The organism is Streptomyces sp. NPDC001027, from assembly GCF_040299045.1.
In the GTDB taxonomy this organism is placed as follows: Bacteria; Actinomycetota; Actinomycetes; order Streptomycetales; family Streptomycetaceae; genus Streptomyces.
Map to the genome: position 1 here is coordinate 1 of NZ_JBEPBI010000585.1, position 1,341 is coordinate 1,341.

The following is a 1,341-nucleotide window of genomic DNA, read 5'->3' on the forward strand; positions in this document are numbered from 1 at the left end:
CCCGTACCACTCGCCCGTGGCGGGCGCGGACGCCCTGCGGGCCGTCCTCGGGGCACACCGTCTGGCCGAGCGACTGCGCGAGGCCGGGGTGAAGCTCCTGCTGGAGCCCGGGCGGGCGCTGTTGGACCGGGCCGGGTGCACGGTGTTCCGCGTGCAGGGCGTGAAGGACCACGACGGCTACGGCATCGTCACCGTGGACGGCACCAGCCTCAGCCTGTCCGAGCAGTGGTTCGACAGCGAGTACCTGCCGGATCCGGTGCTGCTGCCCACGACCCCTCGCTCGGTGGGGGACGAGCCGTACGCCGCCTGCGTCGGCGGCGCCACCTGCCTGGAGTCCGACATGGTCACCTGGCGCAAGGTGCGCTTCCCCGTCCGCCCCGCCCTCGGCGACCTGCTCGTCTACCCCAACACCGCCGGATACCAGATGGACTCCAACGAGTCCCCCTTCCACGAACTTCCGCTCCCCCCGAAGGTCGTCCTCGACAGCGCCGGCGGCACGACCCGCTGGCGGTTCGACCGCCACCCACTCGCCTGACTCTCCCCCCGAAACCTGGAGCCATCCGATGGACAAGGCGCTTTCGCGTCCCGCTGTGGTCAGGCGTGTCTCCGACCTGATAGGCCACACCCCGCTCTTCGAGCTGTGCCGTACCGACACCGGCAGCCGACTGCTGCTCAAACTCGAGCAGTTCAACCCCACCGGCACCTCGAAGATCCGTATGGCCCGGCAGATGGTCCTCGACGCCGAGGACCGCGGCCTGCTGCGCCCCGGCGGCCGGATCGTCGAGTCCACCTCCGGCAACACCGGCCTGGGCCTCGCCGTCATCGCGGCCGAGCGCGGCTACACCTTCACCGCGGTCGTCGACCATCACGCCGCCGCCGACAAACTGCGCGGCATGAAGGCCCTCGGCGCCGAACTCGTCTACATCGCCGAGGACGGCGACGAGGAGCTGGCCACGGCCGCCCGCGAGGAGTTCGCCGAGAAACTGGCCGCCGAGAGCGACAACGCCTACTTCACCGAACAGCACAACAACCCGGCCAACGGCGACGGTTACCGGCCCGTGGCGCATGAACTCCACGCCGCCCTGGAGGGCCGTATCGACATACTGATCGGCGCTGTGGGGACCGGCGGCGGACTCTTCGGTACCGGCGGCGAACTGCGCAAGTCCGTGCCCGGGGTGCGGATCGTCGGGGTCGAGCCCAAGGGGTCGATCGCCTTCGGCCCGCCCGCCCACGACTACTACCAGTCCGGCACCGGCACCCCCGAGGGCGCCACCATCGGCGCCATGGTCGACTACGACCTGCTGGACGAGGGCGCCAAGGTCGGCGACGTCGAGGCCTTCG

2 protein-coding genes are annotated in these 1,341 nt (G+C 70.8%); both read left to right on the forward strand.

What is annotated here, in order from left to right:
• A partial coding sequence (locus ABT300_RS44100; RefSeq protein ID WP_502978136.1) for a type III PLP-dependent enzyme domain-containing protein occupies positions 1 to 535 on the forward strand: 535 nt, incomplete at its 5' end.
• A gap of 28 nt (positions 536 to 563) precedes the next feature.
• A partial coding sequence (locus tag ABT300_RS44105) for a pyridoxal-phosphate dependent enzyme (RefSeq protein ID WP_351688830.1) occupies positions 564 to 1,341 on the forward strand: 778 nt, incomplete at its 3' end.